General features: G+C 66.4%; 25 protein-coding genes, 1 tRNA gene and 1 pseudogene. 16 read left to right on the top strand and 11 right to left on the bottom strand.

The features are described 5' to 3' along the window. Positions 1-120 precede the first annotated feature (120 nt). From ACT2B0_RS09180 to ACT2B0_RS09130, 11 genes are all read left to right on the top strand, one after another. Positions 121-1,023, top strand: coding sequence for a DUF2182 domain-containing protein (locus tag ACT2B0_RS09180; RefSeq protein ID WP_473463849.1), 903 nt, complete (start codon positions 121-123; stop codon positions 1,021-1,023). A gap of 11 nt (positions 1,024-1,034) precedes the next feature. After that, positions 1,035-1,649 carry a DUF1326 domain-containing protein gene (locus ACT2B0_RS09175; RefSeq protein ID WP_473463846.1) on the top strand — a complete coding sequence of 205 codons (615 nt, stop codon included), beginning with the start codon at positions 1,035-1,037 and terminating at the stop codon, positions 1,647-1,649. Beyond that, complete coding sequence (gene pcsA, locus ACT2B0_RS09170; protein WP_473463843.1) at positions 1,646-2,377, top strand: phosphatidylcholine synthase; 732 nt, start codon at positions 1,646-1,648, stop codon at positions 2,375-2,377. Before ACT2B0_RS09175 ends, pcsA begins: the two co-directional genes overlap by 4 nt. Beyond that, positions 2,370-3,347 carry a quinone oxidoreductase family protein gene (locus ACT2B0_RS09165; protein ID WP_473463841.1) on the top strand — a complete coding sequence of 326 codons (978 nt, stop codon included), beginning with the start codon at positions 2,370-2,372 and terminating at the stop codon, positions 3,345-3,347. Before pcsA ends, ACT2B0_RS09165 begins: the two co-directional genes overlap by 8 nt. A gap of 117 nt (positions 3,348-3,464) precedes the next feature. Next, positions 3,465-5,042, top strand: coding sequence for an ABC transporter ATP-binding protein (locus ACT2B0_RS09160; protein WP_473463838.1), 1,578 nt, complete (start codon positions 3,465-3,467; stop codon positions 5,040-5,042). Beyond that, positions 5,042-6,160: an ABC transporter permease gene (locus ACT2B0_RS09155; protein WP_473463834.1), complete on the top strand. Its 1,119-nt coding sequence runs from the start codon at positions 5,042-5,044 to the stop codon at positions 6,158-6,160. The genes ACT2B0_RS09160 and ACT2B0_RS09155 overlap by 1 nt, the downstream gene beginning before the upstream one ends. After that, positions 6,147-7,121 (top strand): ABC transporter permease, encoded by a 975-nt coding sequence (locus ACT2B0_RS09150; RefSeq protein WP_481658473.1) that lies wholly within the window; start codon positions 6,147-6,149, stop codon positions 7,119-7,121. Before ACT2B0_RS09155 ends, ACT2B0_RS09150 begins: the two co-directional genes overlap by 14 nt. 64 nt (positions 7,122-7,185) lie before the next feature. Further along, the gene (locus ACT2B0_RS09145; RefSeq protein WP_473463831.1) at positions 7,186-8,262 is read left to right on the top strand and encodes a BMP family ABC transporter substrate-binding protein; all 1,077 of its coding nucleotides are present in this window, start codon (positions 7,186-7,188) and stop codon (positions 8,260-8,262) included. Positions 8,263-8,399: 137 nt separating this feature from the next. Beyond that, a complete protein-coding gene (locus tag ACT2B0_RS09140; protein WP_473463829.1) occupies positions 8,400-9,041 on the top strand; it encodes a glutathione S-transferase family protein in 642 nt (213 codons plus the stop codon). Positions 9,042-9,167: 126 nt separating this feature from the next. After that, positions 9,168-9,473, top strand: a complete 306-nt coding sequence (locus tag ACT2B0_RS09135; RefSeq protein ID WP_473463826.1) for a hypothetical protein — start codon at positions 9,168-9,170, stop codon at positions 9,471-9,473. Positions 9,474-9,531: 58 nt separating this feature from the next. Next, positions 9,532-10,092: a L,D-transpeptidase gene (locus tag ACT2B0_RS09130; protein ID WP_473463823.1), complete on the top strand. Its 561-nt coding sequence runs from the start codon at positions 9,532-9,534 to the stop codon at positions 10,090-10,092. Positions 10,093-10,175: 83 nt separating this feature from the next. Here the strand turns inward: ACT2B0_RS09130 and ACT2B0_RS09125 are convergent. Both ACT2B0_RS09125 and ACT2B0_RS09120 read right to left on the bottom strand, forming a co-directional pair. Beyond that, positions 10,176-10,482: pseudogene (locus tag ACT2B0_RS09125) on the bottom strand (glutathione binding-like protein); the annotation flags it as partial. 368 nt (positions 10,483-10,850) lie between these two features. Continuing rightward, the gene (locus ACT2B0_RS09120; protein WP_473463821.1) at positions 10,851-11,831 is read right to left on the bottom strand and encodes a GlxA family transcriptional regulator; all 981 of its coding nucleotides are present in this window, start codon (positions 11,829-11,831) and stop codon (positions 10,851-10,853) included. 200 nt (positions 11,832-12,031) lie between these two features. Between ACT2B0_RS09120 and ACT2B0_RS09115 the strand changes: the two genes are divergently transcribed. Further along, positions 12,032-12,691, top strand: a complete 660-nt coding sequence (locus tag ACT2B0_RS09115; RefSeq protein ID WP_473463818.1) for an HD domain-containing protein — start codon at positions 12,032-12,034, stop codon at positions 12,689-12,691. A gap of 168 nt (positions 12,692-12,859) precedes the next feature. On the opposite strand, the gene ACT2B0_RS09110 is transcribed toward ACT2B0_RS09115, so the two are convergent. The 9 genes from ACT2B0_RS09110 to ACT2B0_RS09070 all read right to left on the bottom strand — a co-directional run bounded on the left by ACT2B0_RS09110 (position 12,860) and on the right by ACT2B0_RS09070 (position 20,791). Next, positions 12,860-13,798, bottom strand: a complete 939-nt coding sequence (locus tag ACT2B0_RS09110) for an SRPBCC family protein (RefSeq protein WP_473463815.1) — start codon at positions 13,796-13,798, stop codon at positions 12,860-12,862. Next, the gene (locus ACT2B0_RS09105; protein WP_473463813.1) at positions 13,795-14,136 is read right to left on the bottom strand and encodes an ArsR/SmtB family transcription factor; all 342 of its coding nucleotides are present in this window, start codon (positions 14,134-14,136) and stop codon (positions 13,795-13,797) included. The genes ACT2B0_RS09110 and ACT2B0_RS09105 overlap by 4 nt, the downstream gene beginning before the upstream one ends. A 271-nt stretch (positions 14,137-14,407) precedes the next feature. Continuing rightward, positions 14,408-16,207: a DNA helicase RecQ gene (recQ, locus tag ACT2B0_RS09100; protein ID WP_473463811.1), complete on the bottom strand. Its 1,800-nt coding sequence runs from the start codon at positions 16,205-16,207 to the stop codon at positions 14,408-14,410. 135 nt (positions 16,208-16,342) lie between these two features. Then, positions 16,343-16,756, bottom strand: a complete 414-nt coding sequence (locus ACT2B0_RS09095; protein WP_473463809.1) for a hypothetical protein — start codon at positions 16,754-16,756, stop codon at positions 16,343-16,345. After that, entirely contained in the window at positions 16,753-17,463 is a 711-nt protein-coding gene (locus ACT2B0_RS09090) for an ABC transporter ATP-binding protein (RefSeq protein WP_473463806.1), read from the bottom strand. Before ACT2B0_RS09090 ends, ACT2B0_RS09095 begins: the two co-directional genes overlap by 4 nt. Before the next feature lie 3 nt (positions 17,464-17,466). Beyond that, on the bottom strand, positions 17,467-18,603 hold the full coding sequence (locus ACT2B0_RS09085; RefSeq protein WP_473463804.1) for an ABC transporter permease: 1,137 nt from the start codon (positions 18,601-18,603) through the stop codon (positions 17,467-17,469). After that, entirely contained in the window at positions 18,600-19,736 is a 1,137-nt protein-coding gene (locus tag ACT2B0_RS09080; RefSeq protein WP_473463801.1) for an efflux RND transporter periplasmic adaptor subunit, read from the bottom strand. Before ACT2B0_RS09080 ends, ACT2B0_RS09085 begins: the two co-directional genes overlap by 4 nt. Before the next feature lie 20 nt (positions 19,737-19,756). Next, positions 19,757-20,323: a TetR/AcrR family transcriptional regulator gene (locus tag ACT2B0_RS09075; RefSeq protein ID WP_473463799.1), complete on the bottom strand. Its 567-nt coding sequence runs from the start codon at positions 20,321-20,323 to the stop codon at positions 19,757-19,759. A 378-nt stretch (positions 20,324-20,701) separates the two neighbouring features. After that, positions 20,702-20,791 (bottom strand) — tRNA-Ser (locus ACT2B0_RS09070). 344 nt (positions 20,792-21,135) lie between these two features. Between ACT2B0_RS09070 and ACT2B0_RS09065 the strand changes: the two genes are divergently transcribed. From ACT2B0_RS09065 to ACT2B0_RS09050, 4 genes are all read left to right on the top strand, one after another. Continuing rightward, positions 21,136-22,332 carry a septal ring lytic transglycosylase RlpA family protein gene (locus ACT2B0_RS09065; RefSeq protein ID WP_473463797.1) on the top strand — a complete coding sequence of 399 codons (1,197 nt, stop codon included), beginning with the start codon at positions 21,136-21,138 and terminating at the stop codon, positions 22,330-22,332. A 257-nt stretch (positions 22,333-22,589) separates the two neighbouring features. After that, complete coding sequence (locus tag ACT2B0_RS09060) at positions 22,590-23,726, top strand: D-alanyl-D-alanine carboxypeptidase family protein (protein WP_473465878.1); 1,137 nt, start codon at positions 22,590-22,592, stop codon at positions 23,724-23,726. Between the two features lie 104 nt (positions 23,727-23,830). Next, complete coding sequence (gene tmk / locus ACT2B0_RS09055) at positions 23,831-24,490, top strand: dTMP kinase (RefSeq protein ID WP_348488560.1); 660 nt, start codon at positions 23,831-23,833, stop codon at positions 24,488-24,490. Further along, positions 24,487-25,539, top strand: a complete 1,053-nt coding sequence (locus tag ACT2B0_RS09050; protein WP_348488552.1) for a DNA polymerase III subunit delta' — start codon at positions 24,487-24,489, stop codon at positions 25,537-25,539. The genes tmk and ACT2B0_RS09050 overlap by 4 nt, the downstream gene beginning before the upstream one ends. Positions 25,540-25,569 lie beyond the last annotated feature (30 nt).

Genomic DNA, 25,569 nt, shown 5'->3' with positions numbered 1-25,569 from the left:
GGTTTCGCCCACATGACCGTCATGGCGGCGGCATGCTTCTGGCGCGATCTCGACCCCTTCTATATGGCAGTGTCCTGCCTGCGATCAATCGGACCGAATGCCCCAGGGAGCGCTGTTTAGATGGACCGCAACGACGATTTCTCCCACCTCGACGGCACGGGCCGGGCCGTCGCGGCGCTGGCCGGCCGGCCGAGGATGGCCGTCTATGCCGCGCTGGTGCTGCTGATCGCCGCCTCATGGGGCGTGCTCGGCGTGATGGCGATCGAACTGGCGCGGGTCTCCACGCCGGATGCGGCCGGTCCGGGAGCGGCTTTGCTGGGCTGGCTGCCGCGCGTCGACTGGTCGGCCGGCCTTGCCTGGTTCGTGCAGCTATGCGCCCGGCCCGTGGATGCCGGCGCGGGGCGGGCGGGATGGTTTTTCGCGCTGGCGGCGATGTGGTTCTTGATGTCGCTGGCGATGATGCTGCCGTCGGCGGCGCCGATGATGCGCACCTATTGCGAGATCGCCGACACGGCGCGCGCGGCGGCGAAACCGGTGGTCCATCCAATCGTGCTGCTTGCCGGGTATCTCGCCGTGTGGCTGGCCGCGTCGCTGGGGTTCGCGGGCCTGACCGTGATCGTGTCGTTTTCCGCGCCGCAGGCCGGGCTTGCACCAATGCGCGGCGTCGCCGGTGCCGCCGCGCTGGCGATCGCGGGGGTTTATCAGTTCTCCGGCCTCAAGGACGCCTGTCTCACCCGCTGCCGCGACCCGTTCGCGACGCTGTTTGCGCGCTGGAGCGACCGGGGCACGGCAATCCTGCGCCTTGGGCTCGACCAGGGCGTGTGGTGCCTGGGCTGCTGCTGGGCGCTGATGCTGGTGATGTTTGCCGTCGGCATCATGAACCCGTTCTGGATGGCGTTGCTGGCGGTTTTCGCGCTTGTTGAAAAACAGGCGACGGGCCGGAAATTCCAACGTATTTCGGGTGCGATACTGCTTGTCTGGGCGGGAGCCCTGCTTGTAGTGTCGATGAAAAGCGGAGCATGACGGCAAGGCCGATGGCGGATCGAAGCTGGACCTTGAAGGGCGAACTGGTGCTGTCGTGCAACTGCACGGTGTTTTGTCCCTGCGTCTTGTCGCTGGGGCATCATCCGCCGACGGAAGGCTATTGCCAGACCTGGGCCGGTTTCCGAATCGACGCCGGCCATTTCGGCGATGTCGACCTGTCGGGTCTCAATCTCGGCCTGGTGATGGAGATTCCCGGCTATATGAGCCGCGGCAACTGGACGGCGGGGCTGTTCGTCGACGAGCGCGCCTCGATCTACGCGCAAAAGGCGTTCGGCAAGATATTCTCCGGCAAGGCCGGCGGCACGACGGCACTGCTGTCGATCCTGGTCGGCAATTTCCTCGGCATCGAACGCGCGCCGATCAGCTACGCCGTCGAAGACAAGACGCGCCTCTTCCAGATCCCCGACATTATCGACGGGGCGGTCACGCCGATCCGCGGCAAGGATCGCGAAACCGATACCGTCATCACCAACTCCGAATACTGGATCGCGCCCGAGATCACCGTGGCCCGCTCCGACAAGAGCCGCATGCGCGCCTTTGGCCGCAACTGGAATTTCGCCGGCCGCTCGGCCGAGATCTGCAAGCTCGATTGGCGCGGCCCGTGAAGAAAAAGAAGGTCACCTGGCCGCAGGCGCGTGCCTTTTCGGTCCATCTGTTGACGGCATCGGGCTCGTTCCTGGCCTTCCTGTCGCTGGTGGCGGCCAGCGAGCAGCGCTGGACGGCCATGTTCTGGTGGCTTGGCCTGGCGCTGCTGGTCGACGGCATTGACGGGCCGATCGCCCGCAAGCTGCAGGTCAAGGAGATCCTGCCGACCTGGTCCGGCGACATGCTCGACAACATCATCGACTATGTCACCTACGTGCTGATCCCGGCTTTCGCGCTCTATCAGCGCGGTTTCATGGGCGAGGGCCTGTCCTTCCTGTCGGCGGCGATCATCGTGGTTTCGAGCGCGATCTACTACGCCGACACCGGCATCAAGACCAAGGAGAACTTCTTCAAGGGGTTTCCCGTGGTCTGGAACATGATCGTGTTCACCTTGTTCGTGATCGAGCCCGGCGAATGGATTTCCTTCGCCGTCGTGGTTGCGTCCGGCGTCCTGACCTTCGTGCCGATGAATTTCCTTCACCCCGTGCGGGTGAAGCGGCTGCGCCAGATCAACCTGCCTGTCTTTTTGGCCTGGTGCTTCTTCGGCGTCGTGGCGCTTCTGCAGGCCATGCAGGCCCAGTTCTGGGTCCAGGTCGGCATCGCGGCCACCGGCGTCTACCTGTTCTTCGTCGGCGGCGTGATGCAGCTTTTTCCGAAACTCGGCGCAAGGGAAACAGGCAATGCCTAAAGCGATCGTGGTTTACGCCCATGGCGGGCCCGAGGTCCTGTCCTATGAGGAAGTTGCGGCGGCCGAGCCCGGCAGGGGCGAGGTGCGGGTGCGCAATCATGCCGTCGGCCTGAATTTCATCGACGTCTATTTCCGCACCGGGCTTTATCCAGCCCCCAACGGCCTGCCGTTCACGCCGGGCAACGAAGGCGCCGGCGAGGTGATCGCCGTCGGCGAGGGTGTGGACGATCTGCGGCCGGGCGACCGGGTTGCCTATGCCGGCACGCTGGGCGCCTATGCCGAGGAGCGACTGATCGCGGCCGACCGGCTGGTCAGAACGCCGGAGGCGATATCCGACGCGCAGGCGGCTGCGATGATGCTGAAGGGCATGACGGCGGAATATCTGCTGTGCCGGACCTTCAAGGTGAAGCCGGGCGACACGATTCTCTATCATGCCGCGGCCGGCGGCGTCGGCCTGATCGTGGGGCAGTGGGCCAAGCATCTGGGCGCGACGGTGATCGGCACGGCGAGCACGCCGGAAAAGATCGCACTGGCGTTGGCGCATGGCTACGATCACGTCATCGATTACTCGAAAGAGGATTTCGTCGCGCGGGTGCGGGAGATCACCGGCGGGCGGATGTGCGACGTGGTCTACGATTCGGTCGGCAAGGACACGTTTCCCGCCTCGCTCGATTGCCTGCGGCCAATGGGCATGTTCGTCAGCTTCGGCCAGTCGTCGGGGCCGATTCCCTCGTTCAACCTTGCGATACTTTCACAAAAGGGGTCGCTGTTTGCGACCCGGCCGACCTTGTTCACCTATGTCGCCAAGCGCGAGAACCTTGAATCGGCGGCGGCGAACCTGTTTTCGGTCGTGGCCGGCGGCGCGGTAAAAATCGAGATCAATCAACGCTATGCCCTGGAAGACGCGCCCAGGGCGCATGCCGACCTTGAAGGCCGGAAGACGACGGGCACCAGTATTCTACTGCCGTGATTTCGGATTGTGCTTGAATTGTTGAAGCACTTTCAAGGCGCAAAACACTTTGCGTGAGGCGAGAGGCGCGCCTACGATCGAAGCCGGGAACAAAAGAACAAAATAAGGGGAATTCTTGTGACGGGTGATCACGCTCGGCTGGGCGAAGCCCTTCTCGACGTCCGCGGTCTCACCAAGATATTCGGGACCCTGCGCGCTTGCGACGGCGTCGACCTGACGATCTCGAAAGGTGAAATCCACGCGCTTCTCGGCGAAAACGGCGCCGGAAAGTCGACGCTGGTGAAAATGCTGTTCGGCTCTCTGGAGCCGAATGCGGGCGAAATCCTGTGGCGGGGAAAGCCCGTGCGCATAACCAGTCCAAACGCCGCGCGCCAGCTTGGCATCGGCATGGTGTTCCAGCATTTTTCGCTGTTCGAGGCGTTAACGGCGGCCGAAAACATCGCCCTGTCGCTGGCCTCCGACACGCCGATCTCCACCATCGCGGCCAAGGCCCAGGCCTTGTCGCACAGCTATGGGCTGCCGCTCGATCCCTATGCGCTGGTCGGCGATCTGTCGGTGGGCGAACGCCAGCGCATCGAAATCATCCGCTGCCTGTTGCAGACGCCGGACCTGATCATCCTCGACGAGCCGACCTCGGTGCTGACCCCGCAGGAGGCCGACCGGTTGTTCGAGACGCTGGAGCGGCTGCGCGGCGAGGGCAAGTCGATCCTCTATATCTCCCACCGCCTGGAGGAAGTGAAACGCATGTGCGACCGCGCCACCGTGCTGCGGCACGGCAAGGTCGTCGGCCATTGCGACCCGCAACAGGAAACGGCCGCCTCGCTGGCGCGCATGATGGTGGGCTCGGAGGTACAAGAGATCGTCCGCGAGCCGGCCAAAGGCGCAGACACGGCCGCCGTGTTGCTTGAGGTCGACCATCTCGACAGAGCGCCGGCGACGCCGTTTTCGATTCCGTTGCGCGACGTTTCGCTGTCGGTGCGGGCCGGCGAGGTGATCGGTATCGCCGGGGTGGCCGGCAACGGCCAGGGCGAATTCTTCGAGGCGATCTCGGGCGAGGTGACCCAGGCGCGCGCCGGCGCGATCCGCATCCGCGGCGAAGACGTCGGCCTGATGGATATTTCCGGGCGCCGGCAGAAGGGCGCCGCCTTCGTGCCCGAAGAACGGCTCGGCCATGGCGCGGCGCCGGAGATGACCTTGTCGGAAAACCTGCTCCTGTCGCGTCACGCCACCGACAGCACGGTCTTTCTGGGCAACCTCGGAACGGTGCAGACCGGCGCGTTGGCGACGGCGGCGCGGCGTATCAACGAGGTGATGGACGTGCGCAAGAGCGCCGAGAATCCGGCCGCCTCGGCGCTGTCTGGCGGCAATCTGCAAAAGTTCATCATCGGCCGCGAACTCGACCGCAAACCGGTGGTGATGATCGTCAACCAGCCGACCTGGGGCGTGGATGCGGGGGCGGCGGCGCATATCCGCCAGGCTTTGATCGAGCTGGCGCGGGCCGGCTCGGCGGTGCTGGTCATCAGCCAGGATCTCGACGAGCTGTTCGAGGTCTCCGATGCGATCGCCGTCATGCATAACGGGGAATTGTCCAGTCCGATCCCGATTGCCGAGGCGACGTTCGAAAAGATCGGCCTGTTGATGGGGGGGGCGGAACCCGGTCACGTGCCGCATGACGAGCGGATGGAGGTGGCGTGATGCGGGTCGAACTGGTCAGGCGACCGCAGCAATCGGTGCTGTTTTCGGCACTGTCGCCGTTCATCGCCTTTGCCTTGATGGTGATCGCGGGCGCAATCATTTTCCTGGCGCTCGGCAAGAACCCGGTCCTTGGTCTGTACGCCTATTTCGTCCAGCCGCTCACCGAGATCTGGTCGCTGCATGAACTGGCCATCAAGGCGGCGCCGCTGATCCTGATCGCGGTCGGGCTGTGCGTGTGCTTCTTGTCCAACAACTGGAACATCGGCGCGGAAGGCCAATTCACCATCGGCGCGATCACCGGCGCGGCGCTGCCGCTGTATTTTCCCGACATGCACAACGTGGCGGTGCTGCCGCTGATGTTGGCGTTCGGCGCGGCCGGCGGCGCGCTCTATGCCGCGATTCCGGCCTTGTTGAAGGCGCGTTTCAACACCAACGAGATCCTGACCTCGCTGATGCTGGTCTATGTCGCCCAGCTGGTGCTTGACTGGCTGGTCAGGGGGCCATGGCGCGATCCGGCCGCGATGAGCTTTCCACAGGCGCCGGCGTTCCATTCCTGGGCCGTCCTGCCCGAATTGCTGCCGGCCTCGGGCCGCGCCAATTGGGGGATCGTGTTCGCGCTCGTTGCCGCCTTCGCGGTCTGGTTCATGCTGGCGCGCACGCTGAAGGGGTTCGAGGTCAAGGTGGTCGGCCAGAGCCCGCGTGCCGGGGCATTCGGCGGGTTCTCGACCGCCCGCACCATCGTCTTTGCGTTTCTGGTGTCGGGTGCGCTCGCCGGTCTCGCCGGCATCACCGAGGTTTCCGGGGCGATCGGCCGGCTGCAGCCGCAAATATCGCCCGGCTATGGCTTTGCCGCGATCATTGTCGCCTTTCTCGGGCGGTTGAACCCGCTCGGCATCATTGCCGCCGGTTTCGTGCTGGCGCTGTCTTATCTCGGCGGCGAGGCGGCGCAGATCGAGATCGGCGTGACCGACAAAACGGTGCGCGCCTTCCAGGGAATGCTGTTGTTCTTCGTGCTCGCCTGCGACACGCTGATCCACTATCGGGTCCGCCTTGTCCGACCCGCGCCGACGACGGCCGCAAAACCGCTCGCTACGGAGGCCGCTCATGGGCATCGCTGAAGCCATTTTGCTGACCATCGCCACCGCGGCGACGCCGCTGCTGCTGGCGGCGATCGGCGAACTCGTCGTGGAGCGCTCCGGCGTTCTCAATCTGGGCGTGGAAGGCATGATGCTGATGGGGGCGGTCGCCGGCTTCGGCATGGCGCTGACCACTGGCCAACCCTGGCTCGGCATTCTGGCCGGGGCCGTTGCCGGCACGCTGTTTTCGCTGCTGTTCGGGTTTCTGGCGCTCACCCTGGTCACCAATCAGGTGGCGACCGGGCTGGCCCTGACCCTTTTGGGCATCGGCCTGTCGGGCATGATCGGCGAGGCCTTTGTCGGCCAGCCGGGGGTGAAGCTCGGCGCACTCGACATTCCGGTCCTGTCGGATCTGCCGCTGGTCGGCCGGCTCCTGTTCGGCCAGGATCCGATGTTTTACATCTCGCTGCTGCTGACCGGCGGGGTGATGTGGTTTTTGTTCCGCACCCGCGCCGGGCTGACTCTGCGTTCGGTCGGCGACAGCCATTCCTCCGCGCACGCGCTCGGCATCAAGGTGGTGGCGATCCGCTATCTGGCGGTGATGTTCGGCGGCGCCTGCGCCGGGCTCGCCGGGGCGCAGCTCTCGCTGGTCTATACCACGCAATGGATCGAAAACATGACGGCCGGCCGCGGCTGGATCGCCCTGGCGCTGGTGGTGTTTGCTTCCTGGCGGCCATGGCGGGTGCTTGCCGGCGCCTATCTGTTCGGCGCGATCACCATCGCCCAGCTGCACATCCAGGCGACCAATCTGAGCGACCTGGCCACCTGGCCGGCACCGCTCTACTGGCTGGCCGAGCTCGTCAAATCGATCCCGTCGCAGTTTCTTTCCGCGCTGCCCTATCTGGCCACGGTGGTCGTGCTCGTCCTAATCTCGCGCAACAGGCGATTGACGATGATGAACACACCGGCTTCACTGGGTAGACCCTTCGTGCCGGACCGCTGACACCAAAAAGACGGCATCAAGACGCAAACGTCCTCCAGAGGATCCAACAGAGAGGTATCCAGTGATGAGAAAAGTACTGCTTGCACTGACGGCTTCGGCGGCGATGCTCGTCGCCACTGGCGCCATGGCCCAGGAAAAGACCAAGGCCTGCTTCATCTATGTCGGCCCGATCGGCGATTTCGGCTGGTCTTATCAGCACCATCAGGGCGTGCTCGAGATGCAGGAGAATCTCGGCGGCGAGGACAAGGTCGAGATCGCCTATCTGGAAAGCGTGCCGGAAGGCGCCGATGCCGAACGCGCCATCGAGCGTTTTGCGCGGTCGGGCTGCGACATCGTCTTCACCACCTCGTTCGGCTACATGGACGCCACCAACAAGGTGGCGGGCAAGTTTGCCGACGTGAAGTTCGAGCACGCCACGGGCTTCAAGCGCGAGCATCCCAATGTCGCGACCTACAATTCCAAGTTCCACGAGGGGCGCTACGTCCAGGGCGTGATCGCCGCCAGCCTGTCGAAGGAAGGCGTGGCCGGTTACATCGCCTCCTTCCCGATCCCCGAGGTGGTGATGGGCATCAACGCCTTCGTGCTCGGCGCGCAGTCGGTCAATCCCGACTTCAAGGTCAAGGTGGTGTGGGCCAATACCTGGTTCGATCCGGGCAAGGAGGCCGACGCGGCCAAGGTGCTGATCGACCAGGGTGTCGACATCATCACCCAGCACACCGATTCCACCGCGCCGATGCAGGTCGCCGCCGAGCGCGGCATCAAGGCCTTCGGCCAGGCGTCCGACATGATCAAGTTCGGCCCGGAGACGCAGCTGACCTCGATCATCGACGACTGGGCGCCCTATTACACCGAGCGTGTCAAGGCGGTGATGGACGGCACCTGGGAGCAGCACGACGTCTGGCACGGCATGGCCGAGGGCCATGTCGTCATGGCCCCCTACACCAACATGCCCGATGAGGTGAAAAAGGCGGCCGAGGATACCGAAGCCAAGATCAAGTCCGGCGCGTTCGACCCGTTCACCGGGCCGATCATGAAGCAGGACGGCAGCGAATGGCTGAAGGAGGGCGAAGTGGCCGAGGAAGGCGTGCTTCTGGGCATGAATTTCTACGTCAAGGGCGTGGACGACAAGCTGCCGCAGTAAGATCGGCCTTGCCGGCGTGTTGGGAAAGGGCGCCCGCCGCGGGCGCCCTTTTTCGTGTCGATCCGCAGCCGCTCCTGACAGTCCGATGTCAGCAGCGGTCTGTTAGGTGAGACCCATTCAACACGAGGACGAACTCCATGCTCACCTTCCACCACGCCCCCTGGTCGCGCTCGTCTTCCATTCTCTGGCTCCTGGAGGAACTCGGCGTCGACTACCGGATAGAGATCGTCGACGTTCGCGGCGAGGATGGCGCGCCCGAATCCTACCGCGCGATCCATCCCAACAAGAAGGTGCCGGCGATCGACCATGACGGGACGATCGTGACCGAACGCGCGGCGATCTCGATCTATCTCGGCGACGTCTTCGCCGAGGCGGGGCTGGCGCCGGCGATCGGCGATCCGCGCCGCGCGACCTATCTGAAATGGCTGGTCTATGCCGATTCGGTGTTCGACCCGGCGGTGGCCGCACGTGTCCACGGGCTTGTTTATCGCAGCAACGACTATTCCTTCGGCACGTTCGACGACATGATCAACCATGTCGACCGCCATCTGTCGCAATACGATTATGTCTGCGGCGACGATTTCACCGCCGCCGACATCCAGCTCGGCGCGGCCATCGGATATACGATGGACATGATGAAGGTTCTTCCCGAACGGCCGGCGTTTCGCGCCTATCTCGACCGGGTTGGCACGCGTCCGGCGGCGGCGGCCGCGGCGGAAAAGGACCGCGAAATGGCGATGCGGCTTCCCTTTTTCCAGAAACAATCCGCCGGGCAATAGCAGCCTCGTCCTGCCGCCCCGGGTGCGCGCCGCGGCCGGACTGCATCCGGCCCGGTCCGCCGGATCCATTGCCGCGTGCGGCGCCGGGGCTGGATTTGTCGACGGCGCTGACGTACCAATTTTGGCATGAGACTTGTCGCGGTCTGGATCCTGGCATTGATGTTCGCGGTGGCGACCGTGCCGCCGCATGGCGCGGTTTCGGCCGCCGGCGACGCCAGCGTCCCGCTTGCGGCTCAGGCCGCCGAACTGGACTGTTGTGACGCCGCAAACGGCGGCACGATCGATGCCGCCGGCCACTGCGCGCTCGACTGCAAGGGGCTGTTCGAGCCCACCCGCGCGGTGGCGCCAGTGCGGGCGGGCGGGCTTTTGCCGGCAGACGCTGCGGACACGCCGCGCGAATTGGCGCGGCGGCGCGACCGACCTCCGATCTGAACCAACCGCAACAGCGTCCGAGCGGCGCCCGGTTCATCATCGATCGAGGTCAATTTCCATGTTTTCAAGACGCAGTTTTCTGCTCGGCGCATGCGCCGGCCTGTTCGTTCCCGTCGCGGCGTCCGCCCATCCGACGGCCCGAAACCCCGCGCTGGAGTCGCGGTTCACGCCGCAAACCGTCGCCTTTTCCGGCTACGAGCCCGGCACAATCGTTGTCGATCCGCGCAACTATTTTCTCTACCTGCAACTGCCCGGCGGGCGGGCGCGCCGTTATGGCGTGGGCGTCGGCCGGGCCGGACTTGCCTTCCGCGGCGAAGCCACCATCGGGCGCAAGGCCGAATGGCCGCGCTGGACGCCGACCAAGAACATGATCCGTCGCGAGCCGGGCAAATATGCGCGTTTCGCCGGGGGCGTGCCTGGCGGGCCCGGCAATCCGCTCGGCGCACGGGCGCTTTATCTTTATCGCGGCAAGCGCGACACGCTTTATCGCATTCACGGCACCAACCAGCCGGATACGATCGGCCGCTCGGTGTCGAATGGCTGTATCCGCATGATCAACGCGCATGTGATCGACCTCTACCAGCGCGTGCCGGTCGGTGCGCGCGTGGTGGTGCGGTAGGGCGCGGCCCCGCGCCGGACGGCCCGATCTCGGGGCGCCGGCGCGCGGGGCCGGGTGTCCGGCCGCCGCCGGTTTTGCCGCAATCAGTCCGCGGCGGCAAAATGCGCCATTTGGCCGGCGTGCGCCTTGGCAAAGGCGGGGCGGGCCGTGGCGCGCGACATAGGCGCGGCAGGCCGGGTGTTTTTCCAGCCTATCGAACCGGTCGACGAGCCGCAGCACATCGGCGATGGCGATGTCGGCGCCGGAAAAATCGCCGGCCAGCCATTCGCGACCGGCCAGCACCGGCTCCAGGTGCTGGAGGCGCGATTCGAGAAATGCGTCCAGCCGTTCCCAGCACGGTGTGTCGCCGGAGAAGCCGGAAAACACGAAAATCGACCACGGCAGGCTCGCCGCGCAGGGTCGGAGTATCCGTATTGGCCAAGGCAGGTTGGGCGCGAGATCGTCGCCGACGTCCTGGACATGATGATCCGCTCATGTGTCCAGAACGGAACCAGGGCCGTCCTGCCTGTCACGAAACCGCAGACCGGCTGTGTCCACACGTTTGCAAACGGCGAACCGGCTTCAACTTCGCCTGGACACGCCGTCAATGAAAATCCGGCCGGGAACGACGATCGGAAAAAGGTCTCCACGCCACCGTTTCCGGTCGTGCTCCCTGACGGACAGCCGCGCCCGGGATGCCGCCTTCATGCCGTTCATCGGACGGCCTTTGCGGCGACACGCGCCTGACGACCCCGGCAGGCTGCATCCGACGCCGCGCCTCACCGCGAAAAAGGCCGCGTCGCCTGAAAATTCTCGCGATAGCGCAGCGGGCTCAGTCCGAGACGGCGCTGGAAGACGCTGCGCATGCGTTCCGGACTGCCGAAGCCGCAATCAAACGCGATCGCCTTCAAGGCGAGGTCGGTCGCTTCAAGCAGATTGCGCGCCTGATCCAGGCGGATGTTCTCGATGAAGTCGTGCGGGGTCACGCCGAGCTCGTTTACGAACAGCCGCGCAAGGCTGCGTGTGCTCGTGCCGGCGATCGCGGCGAGCCGGCGGACCGGAAACGGCTCGGAGAGATTGTCTCCGACATAGGCCCGGACCTTGCCCAACGGCGTTGCCGGATCGCCCGGCGGCAGCAGGAACGGGCTGAACTGGGATTGCCCGCCCTGGCGCTGCGCGGCGACCACTAGGCGCTTGGCGCAGGCAAGCGCGACACGCTCGCCGTGATCTTCGCCGACAAGCGCCAGCGCAAGATCAATACCGGCCGTGACACCGGCCGAGGTGACCAACCGGCCGTCACGGGCAAAAATCCGATCATGCTCGACGCGCGCGGCGGGGAACATTTCGGCGAGGCGCGCGGCATTTTGCCAATGTGTGGTGACAAGCCGCCCGTCGAGCAGCCCGGCGTGGCCGAGCGCGAAGGCGCCGGTGCAAATCGATCCGTAACGCTCGGCCCGGGTGCCCCACTGCCGGAGCCAGGCCGAGATGGCTTCGTCGTCGCCTTGCCGGGGAAATGCCGGCCCCCCGGCCACCAGCACGGTGTGAAAGACCCGGGCCGCGTGCGAAAAGCTCTCATGCGCAGCCATCGGGGTTCCGTTGGAGGCCCGGATGAGGGCCGTGGTGTCGGCCACAAGCAGGCAGCGATAGCGCTCATCCGCGTCCAGAAACCCGTTCGCCTCCGTGAACACGTCAAGCGGACCGGCCACGTCGAGGGATTGTACCCCGTCATGGATGACCAGTGCGACATCCCTTTTCGCCATCGCACCACCCTCTTGCCAAGCCGTGCACCATTAGCGCGGCAGAATATAGGGCCTGACTGGCAGGAAATCTACGGTCATGTCGATTGCGGCCAATTCATGTGCCGATAAGACGGGTGCGGCCAGGGCGAACCTGGTTCGTGGACGCGGCGTCCCGCGCAAGGCGGGCCGTTTCGCCTCCCTGCTGCACAGGAGCAATGATGATGCCGGACCTTTTGACGTCCTCTGCCGAGATCAACGGAATTGCCGTGCCCGACAGTCGCCTCGGCCGGGCAATCACCGCCTTCGTTCGCGATACGCAGAGCGAGTTGCTGTTCAACCATTCCAGCCGCGTCTACTTTTTCGGCGCATTGGCCGGGCGGGAGCGCGGCCTCGGCTTCAACCCCGAACTGCTTTATGCCGCCGCGATGTTCCACGATATCGGCCTCATGCCTTCGCATGCCAGCGACGATCTTCGTTTCGAGGTCGACGGCGCCAACGCCGCCCGCGACTTCCTGCAAAGCTACGGCGTGGATCCATCGGATATCGAGAAAGTCTGGACGGCAATCGCGCTGCACACCACGCCAGGCGTGCCGGAATTCATGCATCCCGTGATCGCCCTGACCACGGCCGGCGTGGAGATGGACGTGCTTGGCCTGACCTATGCGCACTATCCGCAGGACATCCGCGAAGCTGTGGTCGCGGCCTTTCCCCGGAGCCCGAATTTCAAGGAAGACATCATTCAGGCGTTCTACGACGGGATCAAGCACAAGCCGCACACGACGTTCGGCAACGTCAAGGCCGATGTTCTGGCCGACAAGGATCGCCACTATCATCGCGACAATTTCTGCTCGATCATCCGCTGCTCGCACTGGGCAGCCTAGCGAAACACCGGCGCGCCAGGGCGGCGGGCTCGATAGGGGCTGTGAGCCCGCGGCCGCGCGCCGGGGCTTTGCCGGCCCGGCGCCGACGCGCGCCGTGGCCGGTCGGCCGGGACGGCGGGACCACGACGTCTTGCCATGGCCCCGTGGAGGGGGCGTCGACGAGGGATGCTAAGCTGCGGCACCCGGTCGGGATTCGATGAAACGCTCCAGCTTGCCCAGCGTCTGCTGGCCGAGTTCGACGGCGCCGAAGCCTTTCGCCTGCTGAAATTCCGCCTCGGTGGAAAAGGCCATGCCGAGCGTCACCGTCGTCGCCCCGTCCTGGTCCTCGAACGCGACCCAGGCGTCGGCGTGTTTCGGCCCGTTCTCGCCCCACAGCAGCGTGTAGCCGATCCGCTCTTCGGGGCGGACCTCGATGTAGCGATGATGATTGGGAAAGACCGTGCCGTCCGGCGCGATCATGTCGAAAACCCAGTCGCCGCCGGCTTGCAGGTCGATTTTGTGCGTACGGCAGGAAAACCCGTCCGGGCCCCACCATTGCGGCAGCGCCTCTGGATTCATCCAGCTGTTCCAGACGACGGTTCGCGGCGCCTTGATCGTGCGCTGCAGCACCATGGTGCGCCGCGCCACGTCGGCGAGATTGGTCAGGCCTGCGTCGAAGCCCTCGCGGTAGCCGGCCTGCATGTCCCTGGCCAGCGCGGAAAGCTGCACGGTGACGACCACGCGGCTGTGTGCGTCCGTTCCGGTGAAATGGGCCGTTACCAGCGCCGCCGATTGCGGCACGCCTTTTGACGAGATCACCTCGTAGTTGACGGTTCGAACCGCCGGCTCCAGGTCCAGCCAGCCGATCTCGCAACGCATGTCGGGCTCGCCCTCGACCCTGCACAGCGAGACTTCGCGTCCGCCCACCCTGGTGTCGGCCTCCACGAAATCCACGCTGACGGCGGGTGAGGGGGCGGCCCAGACCGCCCGCGCGGCCGGGGCCGTCCACGCCTGCCACAGCGCCGACAAGGGCGCGGAAACGTCGCGCGCGAAGGTGAGTGTTGCAAAGCGCTCCGGCACGGCGTCGCGTGCCGGGGTCATGTCGTGGGGGGCCGGTTCCGATGTCATTCTGTTCGGTCCTTCATTGTTTTGATAGCAAAAGCCTCCAGCCGGTCGAGCCGGGCGTCCCATATGGCCCGCTGCTCGTCGAGCCATGAGCGGACCGGGTCGAGCGCCTCCGGGACGATGGCGCAGGTGCGCACCCGCCCGTCCTTGGAACTGGCGATCAGTCCGGCCTCCTCGAGCACCGAAATGTGCCGCATCACGGTCGGCAGGCGCAGGCCGGTGGGCTCGGACAGATCCGTGACGCGCGCCGGCCCTTCGGCCAGTCGGGTCAGGATCGATCGCCTGGTCGGGTCGCTCAGCGCGTGGAAGAGCAGCGAGAGTTCCGGTTGATGCTTAGCCATTATGCTAACTATCATCGGGCAGTCCGGCATGCAAGAAAAACTTCGTCAGATTGCTAAGTTTTCCTGCGGCGGAGGCCGGGTCTCTTGGTGGCGGGACGAGAAGGGCGTCTTTTTCGTCGCCTGCCGCACAACGACCCGTCCGGCCGACAGTCGGCGGGACCCGCGCCCGCTTCGCGCGGCTGGCGGGGCGCGCGCCCCGCAGGCACGGGGCCTTGATGGCGCGCGCAACGTTCCGCATCGCGCATGAGGCCCCTTGCAAGGGCAGCCGTCGTCAGGCGTGTTGCGCGATAACCGTCAAAAAAGCCGGGCCGTAGCGGTCGAGCTTGGCTTCGCCGACGCCGGGCACATCCGCCATTTCCGCGCGCGACGACGGTCTTGCCGCGGCGAGTTCGATCAAGGTCTTGTCGTGGAAGATCACATAGGGCGGCACGTTCTGCGTGCGCGCGATTTCCAGGCGCTTCTTGCGCAGGGCCTCGAACAGTCCCTGGTCGGCCTCGGAAACGACCGGCCGGGCCGCGCCCTTGACCGCGCCGCGGCGGCGCGCGCGGGGCGGGGAGGGCACGCGCAGCATCAGCGTGGGCTTGTCGCGCAAGAAATCGCGGCCGGCACTGGCGATCGACAGGCCGCCGTGGCCGGCGAGGTCGACGTCGACCAAGCGCAGCGCGATCAGCTGGCGCAGGATCGCCCTCCAGGTGCGGTTGTCGTGCTCGGTGCCAATGCCGAAGGTGGAGATGCGGTCGTGGCCGAACTGGGCGATGCGGTCGCTCTCCGCCCCCAGCAGCACGTCGACGACATAGGCTTGGCCGAAACGTTCGCCGGTGCGGTAGATGCACGACAGGACCTTCTGCGCGGCGATCGTGCCGTCGAACAGTTTTGGCGGTTCGGCGCAGGTGTCGCAATTGCCGCACGGTGCGCTGGTGTCGCCGAAATAGGCGAGCAGCGCCTGCCGGCGGCAGCCGGCGGTTTCCGCGAGACCCAGAAGAGCATCCAGCTTCTGGCGCTCGATGCGCTTGCGCGGGTCGGGCGCATCCGAGCCCTCGATGAAGCGGCTGCGCAGCGCGATGTCGTCGGACCCGTAAAGCATCAGCGCTTCGGCCGGCAGGCCGTCGCGGCCGGCACGTCCGGTCTCCTGATAATAGGCCTCGATACTGCCAGGCAGGTCGATATGGGCAACGAAACGCACGTCGGGCTTGTCGATGCCCATGCCGAAGGCGATGGTGGCGACCATGATCACCGCCTCGCCGTGCTGAAAGCGCGCCTGGTTGGCCTCGCGCGCCGCCTTGTCCATGCCGGCGTGATAGGCGAGCGCGTCATGGCCCTGGTCGCACAGCCAGGCGGCGGTCTCGTCGGTCTTGCGCTTCGACAGGCAGTAGACGATGCCGCTCTCGCCCGCGTGGCGCTTCAGGAAATCCTTCAGCTGGGCGCGCGGATTGTCCTTTTCCTCGATGGCGTAGCGTATATTGGGCCGGTCGAAGCCGGCCACGAACGCGTCGGTCTCGGCGATGTCGAGGTGGGCGAGGATTTCCGTGCGTGTCGGCGCGTCGGCGGTTGCCGTCAGCGCCATGCGCGGCGTGCCGGGAAACTGGCGCACGAGCGCGTCGAGCTGGCGGTAGGCGGGGCGGAAGTCGTGGCCCCATTGCGACAGGCAATGGGCCTCGTCGATGGCGATCAGCGACAGGTGCGTGTCTTCGAGCCGCTGCAGGATTTCCGGCCGCAGCAGCGTTTCGGGCGCGACGTAAAGCAGGTCGACGGCGCCGTCGCCGATCGCGCGCCACAGCCGGCTGCGCTCCTCGGCCGGCAGGTCCGAATTGAGCGCGGCCGCCCGCACGCCGGCCTGCCGCAGTGCCGCGACCTGGTCGGCCATCAGCGCCAGCAGCGGCGACACGATAAGGCCCATGCCGGGCCGTGCGATGGCCGGGATCTGGTAGCAGAGCGATTTTCCGCCGCCCGTGGGCATCAGCACGAAGGCATTCTTGCCGGCGATGACATGGTCGATGATACGCGCCTGCAATCCCCGGAAGGCGTCGTACCCATAGACGGATTTGAGAATGGCAAGGGCGTCGGCGGTCATGATCTTCGGCGCAGGGAATCAGCAAGCGCTCTTCATAGCAGCTTTGGCCGGGGTTGCAGGTTCGGCACAGCGAGAAAGAAGCCAGGCAGGGGCGCAGCCGCTCCCTTGCGAGCGCGCGTTGCGACTGTGTTGCGCTCAGCCGGCAGCCGAGTGCCTGGCGGGGGCATGCCGCGCCGCGACGGCCGCGATCAGGACCCAGACGACGAGACGCAGGCTCATCGCGCCGATCGTTCGCGTTTCGAACGCGCCGCCCTGAAGCACATACAGGCCAAACAGCGCGAACACTGTGCCGATAGCTGCCGCCAGGGCCACGGCCAGCAGGGGCGCCCATCGTCGTCCCAAGGCGATGCCGATGCCGGCAAGGACATAGGCGAAACCCGACAGGAAGTTGAACCACAGCACGAACGGCACCACGTTGCCCGCAGCCGCCTGTGCGGCCGTGCCGCCGAACAGCACCCTCCCGCCCGAAACGATCGTCAGCGCGCCGAACGCCACCGCAACGCCCGCCGCGATCCTGCTCGGCCATTGTCCCGACGACTGCGCCTTCACGTCTCTTTTTCCTTTTGGGTTTCCAGAATCCCGTCGCGCAGATGGAACAGCCGGTCGAACCGGTCATAGATTTTCTCGTCGTGGGTGACGGCGACGATGCAGGCGTCGTGTTCGGCGGCCAGCTTGCGCAACAGGTCCATCACGATCCCCGCACGTTTGCTATCGAGCGCGGCGGTCGGCTCGTCCGCCAGGATGATGCGCGGCCTGTTGGCGAGGGCGCGGGCAATGGCCACGCGCTGCGCTTCGCCGCCCGACAGAAGCGCCGGCATGGCCGCGGCGCGGTGGCCGACCTCCAGATAGTCGAGCAGTTCGGCGGCGCGTGCCTGCGCTTCGGCCGCCGGTTTTCCTGCGAGTGTCAGCACCAGGGCGACGTTGTCGCGGGCGTTGAGGAACGGCAGCAGATTGTGGAACTGGAAGATGAAGCCGATCTTGTCGAGCCGCAGCCGGCGCAGGTCGCCGCGCAGCCAGTGGTCGTTGAAGACCACTTCGCCATCCAGCGTCACCCGGCCTTCGGTGGGGGCGATGATGCAGCCGATAACGTTCAGCAAGGTCGTCTTGCCCGATCCCGATGGGCCGAGCAACGCCACCACTTCGCCCTGACGCACGGTCAGGTCGATGTTGCGCAGGGCATCGACGCGCGTCGCGCCCGCGCCGAAATGTTTGGAGACGCCGGCGATCTCGACCAGGGGCTGGCGAAGCGGGGCCATGGCTCAGCCACCGATCGCCGTTGCGGGATCGACCTTCAGCGCCGCCCGCACGCCAAGTCCGCTGGCCGCGATGCAGACCACGATGATGATGCCGGCCAGCGCTGCCGCATTCACCGGCTCCAGCACCACGCGGCGGGGGAAATAGTCCTTGATGAGCAGGATCAGGATCAGGCCGAAGCTCCACCCGACCATCCCGAGCGCCAGCGATTGCTGTACGATCAGGCCGATAATGGTGCGATCCGGGGCGCCGATCAGCTTCAGCGTGGCGATCTGCTTCAGTTTTTCCATCGTCATCGTGTAGATGATCAGGGCGATCACCACCGCCGAGACCGTCAGCAGGATGCCGAGGAACAGGCCGATCTGCCGCTTGGCGCGATCCACCACCGAGCCGATCAGGATCTGTTCCTGTTGTGCCTGCGTCAGGGCGCCCAGATGTTTCCATTGTCGCACCGCCTGTGCCACATCCCGTGGATCGGCGGTCGGCTCGACCCGGGCGATCACCGCCGCCACGGTATCGGTGCTTTCCAGCAGCCCGGCGCCGCGCGCGGTCTGAACGCGCTGGGCCGGTGGGGCCAGTTGCGACTGCAGAGTCTGTGCATCGGACAGGGTGATGAAGGCTGCCGGATCGCCGGCGGAGTTCATGACATCCTCGACCAGGCCGACCACCGCAAAACTGTCCCGCCCGAGGCGGATCCGGTCACCGACGCTAAGGCCGGTCTTGCGGTCGGCTACCAGTTCGAAATGGGTCCGGGTGATGCCGCGCCCGCGGGCGATCGTCCGCGGCCCGCCGGGGCGGCCGGGCTCGAAGCCGATGACGTAGAGGCGCAGCGTGTCGCCGGCATGATTGGCCTCGACCGTCTGGTAGGTGATGCTGCCCGCCTCGGTGACGCCGTGCAGGCGGGCGACCGCGTCGCGGGTGCTGCCGGGGATTTTCGAGGCTTCCGCGAACGGCCCCTGTGTTGCGGCTTCGACGACCCACAGATCGGCCTGCGGCGCCTTGACGATGTTCAGCGCGTCGGCCACCAGCCCGTTGTAAATGCCGATCATCGCCAGCACGACCGCCATCAGCAGGCTGAGGCCGAGACAGGTCAGCATGAAACGAAACAGATTGTGGCGCACGTCCCGGTAGGCGAGGTTCATGGCGCGTCCCCCGTGACGCGGGCCATCCGCCCCTCCGACAAACCCTTAAGAGGAGCCGCGACGACCTTGGCGCCCTCCGGCAGGCCTGAGACGATTTCAGCTTTTGCGTTCTCGGTCCGGTGACCGAAGATCATTTCGGTTTCCGCCAGCCGTCCGTCCTGCACGATCCACACGCGGCCTCGATGGCCGTCGAAACCGCTGATGGCGACCTCGGGCACCAGCAAGGCCTCGGGCAGGGTGGCGACGGTGATCGTGACCTCGGCCTGCTCGCCCAGAAAGATTTCGGCCGGACAGCGGCCGCAGGCGATCCACACACGCCGTTCCTCGTTCACGCGGTCGCTTTCGATGCCGATGCGCGCGACCGTGCCGGCGAAGACCTCGTGCGGCAGCGACCGCAAGCGCACCTCCGCCGGCTGGCCCACGGCGATCGAGCCGGCGCGTGCCTCATCGATATAGGCCAGCGTCCAGACGGTGCCCGGGTCCATCAGCGTGAAGATCGGTTCGCCGGCGCGCACCACCGTGCCCGCCTCGGCATGCCGCGTGACGACGACCGCATCGAACGGCGCGCGCAGCACGTGATGATCAAGCAGCGTCCGCTCATAAAGCAGCGCGGCCTCGGCGTCGGCACGCTGCGCCTGCGCGACCTTTACCTCGCTTTCGGCGACGGCCAGATCGGCGGCGGCCACATCGACGTCGCGCTGTGCCTCTTCGGCGGACTGCGCCGAGATCGTGCTGCGTTCGGCCAGCGCCTGTCGGCGATCGTTGGTGGATCTGCGCTGGGCAAGCACGGCCCGCGCCCGCACCACATTCGCCGCCGCCTTGCTCGATGTGGCGCCGGCGGCCTCCACCGCGGCCTCGGCGCGCACGACGCGCGCTTGCTGCTCGGCGGTGTGCAGCCGCGCCAGGACCTGTCCCCGGCCGACCGCGTCGCCGCTGTCGACGGCAAGCTCGGTCAGGGCCGCGCCGACCTCGAACCCGATCCGCGAGACGATGCGCGCCTCGACCGAGCCGAGGCCATAGACCCGCACCGCCACGTCGCGCTCGACTGCGGCGACGGGAACGGCGAGGGGACGTTCGGTGAGAAACAGATATCCGGCGGCACCGATTGCTGCGGCCCCGGCCAGGGCCAGCAACCAGAAAAATCCACGTCGTTTCATGGTGCGGGCTCCTGCGATGCCGTGAGGCGAAACAATGTCAGCTGGGCATCGAGCAGCCGCGCCCCCTCGGCCTCCAGCGCGAACAGGCGATTGCCGAGCGCCCAGCGGATCGCCAGTCCCTGCACCAGCGAGATCAGCAAAACCGCGCCGTCATTGGGGTCCACGTCGCCGCGGATCAGGCCCGCCTCGCGCGCCGCTGTCAGCTCGGCCCTAAGCAGGGCCTGAAAGCGCATCATCAATGAGCGGAAACGGTCGCGCAGCGCGGCGTTTTCGCTCTGCAGCTCGCGCGAGTGCAAAATGGCCGGGATCGCGGGATGGCTCTCGATCTGCCGCAATTGGGTCCGCACCAGCAGGACAAGCCGGTCCAGCGGCGCGGCGCTCTCGGCAAGCGCGGCCTGCCATGCCCGGCTCATCGTCGCGTCGATCGCTTCGGCGACGGCCTGCCACAATGCCTGTTTGGTGGCGAAATGCCGGAACACCCCGGGCTGCGTCAGCCCGACGGCATCGGCGACGGCCTGCGTCGTCAACCGGTCGGGCCCCAGCTCGTCGGCCAGGCGCAGCATGGTGGCGATAATCTCGGCCTTGCGGGCGGCGGCAGTCTTTCGGACCATTGTCGGGCCTGTAATGAGTGACTGCTCACTAACTAATGGAAATGCCGCGCGCGTTCAAGGTCTGGGGTTCCCCATGTCTGCTGATTGTACCAGGCTGCGTTTGGCGGAGATTAGCGGAGACATTTCGAACCCGCAGGGTTCGCAAGGCCAGGGGCCGTCCGAGCTTATGCGAGGCCCCGACTGGAGCGAAGCCCGAAGTCAGAACGGAAAAATGGCGGAGCGTTCGGGAGACATTTCGAACTCGGAGCCCAGCGGGCGACTGCCCGCCGGCCGGTCAGGCCGCCCCCGCGGAGGCGTTGAGCAAAGCGAGACTGCCGGGAGCGGCGATAGTGGCGGAGGGAGTGGGATTCGAACCCACGGTGACATCGCTGCCACGCCGGTTTTCAAGACCGGTGCCTTAAACCGCTCGGCCATCCCTCCGGCCTCGGCCCGTTAATGCGCGATGCCGCCTTGCTTTGCAAGATTGGCGGTTTCGGCGCCGTCCGTGCGGCCGCGGCGCGCGGGCAGGGCGGACGGGCGGTGCGCCGCCGAACCGCTTGGCGCGGCCGGTCGCGGCGGACATGCGCCCGCCTCTATGTCGAAAAATGCGCCGGCGCGGTCACAAAATCGCCCCGTTCTCGCCACAAGGGATTAACAGCACGCTAAGCAGTTTTTTGGTACTGGTGGCGCTGTCGGTCGCGAGAGGGTTGTCCGATCGGTGTCGATCACGTACCGCAAGGGTGTTGCCGCGGTTTCGAATGACGGTTTCTGGGGACGGTTTTTCCATGTCATTGCACTTGCGCCGGCGTCTGCCGGCGTCCATTGCTCTGGTCGGTGCGGCCGCGTTCGTGGCCTCCTGCGCGGCCGATCCAACGCCGAAGGCCTCGGTCGCCAGCGCCGGGTCGAAGGAATATTTTTCCGAAGCCGACTACGGCGTAAAAGCCAGCCCGAAAGTGTCGATGAAGCGCTCGGGGCTCAGGCGTGGCGGCGGCCGCGACCAGACCGGCAAGCCCTACAAGGTCAAGGGCAAGTGGTATTATCCCAAGGAAGACCCCAACTACGTCAAGGTCGGCGCGGCCTCCTGGTACGGCTCGGCCTTCCACGGCCGGCTCACCGCCAATGGCGAAGTCTACGACATGACCCATCTCACGGCCGCGCACCCAACCATGCCGCTGCCCAGCTATGCCCGCGTCACCAATTTGAAGAACGGCAGTTCCGTCGTCGTGCGCGTCAACGATCGCGGTCCGTTCGCGCGCGGCCGGGTCATCGATCTGTCGAAACGGGCGGCCGAGATGCTCGACTACACAAATTCGGGCGTGGCCAAGGTGAAGGTCGAATATGTCGGGCGCGCGCCGCTGCACGGCCAGGACGATCAATATTTGATGGCCTCCTATCGCCCGGGCGACCAGGACGGCGGCCCGCAGGAAATCTCGCCAGGCGTGATGATCGCCATGAACGGTCCGACGCCGTCGGCGCCGGTGTCCGCGCTGATGGCGGCGACGGCCAAGGACGGCCCGTTCCGCGCCACGGTCGTCGACGGCGATCCGCTGCTGCCCGCGCTCGGCCCGTCCGTGCCGGAGCGCCCCTTGCCCGGCGGGCTCGCCGCCCCGGTGGCGGTCGCGGCTCTGTCTTATGCCGACCGGCGCGTGGCGCGTGCCGCCGGCGCGTTCGACGCGATGCTTTCGGGGCGGGGCGCGCCGCAGGGTGCGACCCCAGGCAGCACGGGCAAAGCCGACCGGCTGGAGGGTCCGCGGGCGACCGGCGCCTATATCGCGGTCGGCACGTTTGCCAGCCGCGAGGAGGCGCAGGGCGTGATCGCCGCGCTCGCCGCCCATGGACGTCCCGAACTGATCGAGGACCGCAGCCAGGGCGCGCCCTGGTACACGGTCAATCTGCGCCCGGACGGCCGCGCCGGGCTCGACGCCATGCTGCGCCTGGCCTGGGCCGCGGGCGCGGAGCAGGCGCTGACGGTGCGCGACTGACATTTGCCGGTTTGTCGATCGCCGGTTGCGGCCGGCGGCGCCCGGCCGGGCGCGGGACGTGTGCTCGCGGGTCGCCTGCCGGCGCCAACCAAAACTCCATTCCACCCGACCGCTTCCATTTGGCGATGAACGGTTCTAGGTTCGCCCGGGGCTTTCGGACGGTGCCCGCGCGCGCTTGACGCGGTAAGGGGCGCGGCGCCGCGAGGACACGGGGTGTTGGCGTGACATATGCGAAATACCGGGCGGTCGTGACCGCCTTGATCGGCGTTTTCGCCGTGGCTGTGGCGTATTCGCCGCCGGCCCGGGCGCAGCTTTTCGAAACCCGCGCCCAATCCGCCTTCATGATCGACGCCGAGACCGGCACGGTGTTGTTGTCGAAAGATCCCGACGCCCTGATCCCGCCAGCCTCGCTCGCCAAGCTGATGACCATGGAGGTGGTGTTCAACGCCGTCAAATCGGGGCGGCTGTCGCTCGACGACGAATTTCTGGTCTCCGAAAACGCCTGGCGGACCGGCGGCGCGCCGTCGGGCACCTCGACCATGTTCGCCGAGCTCAAATCCTCGATCCGGCTGGAAGATTTGATTAAGGGCGTCATCGTGCAATCGGCCAATGATGGCTGCATCATCATTGCCGAGGGCATGGCCGGCTCCGAGGAGAACTTCGCCCAGCTGATGACCGAGCGGGCGCGCGCGATCGGGCTGGAAAAATCGGTGTTCAAGAACGCGACCGGCCTGCCGGCCGACGGCCAGGTGGTCACCGTGCGCGAACTGGCCCGGCTGGCGCTGCATATCTGGCGCGAATATCCGCAGTTCTATCGCTATTACGCGCAGCCCGACTTCACCTGGAACAACATCAAGCAGTCGAACCGCAATCCGCTGTTGAAGATGGATATCGGCGCCGACGGGCTGAAGACCGGCTACACCGAGGAATCGGGCTACGGCATCGTCGGCTCTGCCAAGCGCGGCAATCGGCGCCTGTTCGTCGCGCTCAGCGGCATGTCGAGCGCCAGCGTGCGCGCCGAGGAGGCGCGCAAGGTGCTGGACTGGGGCATGCGGGCGTTCGAAAAGCGCGAGATTTTCGGCGCCGGCGAGGTGGTCGGCGAGGCAAAGCTGTTCGGCGGCGCCAAGACCGGGGTGGCGCTCAAGGCCGACGGGCCGGTCTCGATCTTCATCCCGATCACCAATCGCGACCGCCTGATCGCGCGCATCGTCTACGAGGGCCCAGTCACCGCGCCGGTGTCGGCCGGCACGCCGGTCGGCGCGCTGAAAGTGTGGGTCGGCGATACGCTCAGCCAGGAAACCCCGCTGTTTGCGGCCGAGGATGTCGATGTCGGTCCGCTGCACCGACGCGCGCTCGATGCGATCGAGGAATTGCTGATCGGCTGGCTGCGCTGACGCGCCTCGGCGCAGCCCGTCCTCGCCGCGCGCGGCATGCATGGATTTTGCCGGCGCCCGGCAGTAAGAAGGCGGCCGACAGCCGGAGAAAGGGCGCATCGGCCGTGCAGCGTGGATTGTTCATCACCTTCGAGGGCGGCGAGGGCGCCGGAAAATCGAGCCAGATCCGCATTCTGGCCGATACGCTGCGCGCGCAGGGGCGCCAGGTGCTGGTCACGCGCGAGCCGGGCGGTTCGCCGGGCGCCGAAGCGATCCGCCACGTGCTGTTGTCGGGAGGCGCGGAACCGTTCGGGCCGGCAATGGAGGCGATCCTGTTCGCCGCCGCGCGTTCCGATCATGTCGAACAGGTGATTCGCCCCGCACTCGAGCGCGGCACGATCGTGTTGTGCGACCGGTTCATGGATTCCTCGCGCGTCTATCAAGGCGTCACCGGCGGGCTCGATCCCGGTTTCATGGCCGCGCTGGAACGGGTCACGGTCAACGAGACGATTCCCGATCTGACCCTGATCCTCGACATCGATCCGGTCGAGGGGCTCGACCGGGCCAATGCGCGTCGCGGGGAAGGGGAGGCCGATCGTTACGAGAAGGAAACGCTGGACATTCACCAACGGCGGCGCGATGCCTTCCGCGATATCGCCCGCAGCGATCCCGGGCGCTGCAAGGTGATCGACGCGTCGGCAAGCGAGGAGGAGGTCGCCGCGACCATTGCCGGTCACGTCGCCGACCTGCTCGAACGACACGAGATGGTGGCAGCCGAAAAATGAGTATCGAACGCAGCGGAGCGCCGCAGCACGACACGCTCGACGAGATTCCCGAGCCGGCCGAAAACCCGGTTCTGTTCGGCCACGAAGAGGTCGCCGCCCGGCTCGCCCGGGCGCATCGGGCCGGCAAGCTGCACCATGCGCTGGTGCTGGCCGGGCCGCGCGGCATCGGCAAGGCGACGCTGGCGTTTCATCTCGCCTATCATCTGTTGCGCTATCCCGATGCTGCCGACGCGCCCGAAACCCTTGCCGCGCCTGATCCCGAAACGACGCCGTTCAAGCTGATCGCCAATGGCGGGCATCCCTCGGTCCTGCATCTGACACGTCCCCTCAACGAACGCACCAAGGCGTTCCGCACCGCCGTCACGGTGGAGGAAATCCGCAAGGTCCAGCGCTTCCTGTCCTATACCGCCCATGACGGCGGCTACCGGGTGGTGATCATCGACCCGGCCGACGACATGAACCAGAACGCGGCCAACGCCTTGTTGAAGAGCCTGGAAGAGCCGCCGGCGCGTACCCAGTTCATCTTGATCTCGCATGCGGCGGGCGGGCTTTTACCGACCATCCGCTCGCGGTGCCAGATCGTGCGGCTGCAGCCGCTCGACGAGACCGCCTTCGCCAGCGCTCTGGCCAACCTGGGCATTGCGCCGCAAGACACGGATACGGCGAAGGCGCTGACGGCGCGCGCCGGCGGCAGCGTGCGCGAGGCGATCCTGTTGACCCAGTATGGCGGGCTGGAAATCGCCGCGGCGATCGAGGAGATCGCCACCGGCGCGCGTTTCGACGTCGCCAAGGCGTGGCGGCTTGCCGACGCGGCCGCCGCGCGGGACCGGACGATGGCCTTGTCGCTCTTCAACCGCCACGTTCTCGATCATGCCGCGGCGCTCGCGGTCGAGGCCGCGCATTCCGGCGCCCTGGCGCGGGCGAACGCGCTGTCGCAATTCTGGCAGGACGCCAACCGCGCCATCGTCGAGGCCGAGACCTACAATCTCGACAAGCGCCAACACGTCGCCGGGCTAATGCGGGCCATGCACGCCGCGCTCGCCGGCTGATCCGTCCACCCCGGTCGCGCGGCCGATTGC

Source organism: Nitratireductor sp. J20-h4, assembly GCF_056780505.1.
This window is presented reverse-complemented; position numbering and strand designations above follow the sequence as displayed.

Bases quoted from the DNA above. Each gene is read 5' to 3' on its own strand.
- ACT2B0_RS09110 (WP_473463815.1), bottom strand. From the start codon at position 13,798: ATGACATCGGAACCGGCCCCCCACGACATGACCCCGGCACGCGACGCC.
- ACT2B0_RS09155 (WP_473463834.1), top strand. From the start codon at position 5,042: ATGCGGGTCGAACTGGTCAGGCGACCGCAGCAATCGGTGCTGTTTTCG.
- ACT2B0_RS09050 (WP_348488552.1), top strand. From the start codon at position 24,487: ATGAGTATCGAACGCAGCGGAGCGCCGCAGCACGACACGCTCGACGAG.
- ACT2B0_RS09135 (WP_473463826.1), top strand. From the start codon at position 9,168: ATGAGACTTGTCGCGGTCTGGATCCTGGCATTGATGTTCGCGGTGGCG.
- ACT2B0_RS09130 (WP_473463823.1), top strand. From the start codon at position 9,532: ATGTTTTCAAGACGCAGTTTTCTGCTCGGCGCATGCGCCGGCCTGTTC.
- ACT2B0_RS09180 (WP_473463849.1), top strand. From the start codon at position 121: ATGGACCGCAACGACGATTTCTCCCACCTCGACGGCACGGGCCGGGCC.
- ACT2B0_RS09140 (WP_473463829.1), top strand. From the start codon at position 8,400: ATGCTCACCTTCCACCACGCCCCCTGGTCGCGCTCGTCTTCCATTCTC.
- ACT2B0_RS09120 (WP_473463821.1), bottom strand. From the start codon at position 11,831: ATGGCGAAAAGGGATGTCGCACTGGTCATCCATGACGGGGTACAATCC.
- ACT2B0_RS09175 (WP_473463846.1), top strand. From the start codon at position 1,035: ATGGCGGATCGAAGCTGGACCTTGAAGGGCGAACTGGTGCTGTCGTGC.
- ACT2B0_RS09075 (WP_473463799.1), bottom strand. From the start codon at position 20,323: ATGCTGCGCCTGGCCGACGAGCTGGGGCCCGACCGGTTGACGACGCAG.
- ACT2B0_RS09090 (WP_473463806.1), bottom strand. From the start codon at position 17,463: ATGGCCCCGCTTCGCCAGCCCCTGGTCGAGATCGCCGGCGTCTCCAAA.
- ACT2B0_RS09150 (WP_481658473.1), top strand. From the start codon at position 6,147: ATGGGCATCGCTGAAGCCATTTTGCTGACCATCGCCACCGCGGCGACG.
- ACT2B0_RS09065 (WP_473463797.1), top strand. From the start codon at position 21,136: ATGTCATTGCACTTGCGCCGGCGTCTGCCGGCGTCCATTGCTCTGGTC.
- ACT2B0_RS09105 (WP_473463813.1), bottom strand. From the start codon at position 14,136: ATGGCTAAGCATCAACCGGAACTCTCGCTGCTCTTCCACGCGCTGAGC.
- ACT2B0_RS09085 (WP_473463804.1), bottom strand. From the start codon at position 18,603: ATGAACCTCGCCTACCGGGACGTGCGCCACAATCTGTTTCGTTTCATG.
- recQ (WP_473463811.1), bottom strand. From the start codon at position 16,207: ATGACCGCCGACGCCCTTGCCATTCTCAAATCCGTCTATGGGTACGAC.
- ACT2B0_RS09115 (WP_473463818.1), top strand. From the start codon at position 12,032: ATGCCGGACCTTTTGACGTCCTCTGCCGAGATCAACGGAATTGCCGTG.
- ACT2B0_RS09165 (WP_473463841.1), top strand. From the start codon at position 2,370: ATGCCTAAAGCGATCGTGGTTTACGCCCATGGCGGGCCCGAGGTCCTG.
- ACT2B0_RS09145 (WP_473463831.1), top strand. From the start codon at position 7,186: ATGAGAAAAGTACTGCTTGCACTGACGGCTTCGGCGGCGATGCTCGTC.